The organism is Microvirga sp. P4_A5 (genome assembly GCF_056402495.1).
In genome coordinates this window covers 1-537 of the sequence record NZ_JBFUHH010000220.1, presented here as the reverse complement: position 1 = coordinate 537, position 537 = coordinate 1, and the positions used below count along the sequence as shown (strand labels likewise).

At 65.5% G+C, this 537-nt stretch carries 1 protein-coding gene; it reads right to left on the bottom strand.

The annotated features are described in order from the left end of the window. On the bottom strand, positions 1–193 hold a 193-nt coding region (locus AC1DVM_RS23240; RefSeq protein WP_477258514.1), incomplete at its 3' end, for a hypothetical protein. Positions 194–537: the final 344 nt, after the last annotated feature.

Genomic DNA, 537 nt, shown 5'->3' with positions numbered 1-537 from the left:
GCTCGAGTTCGGCGTTGATCGCTTCCTGCTCTTCGGCCTGGCTGATCACCAGTGAGCGGTCCTCCGGGTCTATCGGGCCGGCGTCGTTGAGACTGGCTCGGAGGTCGCGGACGGCCTGTTGCAATTCCTCGATCTGTCGCTCGATACGGGCAAGCTCGGTCCGGGGGTCGTCGCTCGTGATGTCGCCTGTCACGTTGTCACGCTAACGGCCCACTGACGAGGCGACTACCCGTTCCGGCCACTGGAAGCCGGGACCTTCCGCCTGAGCTGAATTCTCAGTTCCATCTCGCACGCTGTCGTCGGCATCTTGGGACGCGCGCATCGCGGCAGATCCGGATGGGGGATGCGCACCCCGCCGGTCCGCTACTCCGAGCGGAACGAGACCACAGGAGACTCGCGGCACGACTTGGGAAGGGTGGGCCTCCCGCCGTACCGGCCAGCCTCGATGTAGCCGCCAGCGCCTCGTACTGAAGCGCCCACTCGGACCTCGCCGATGCCGGGGACATCAATCGTCAACGGGTCCTCACTGACTACATC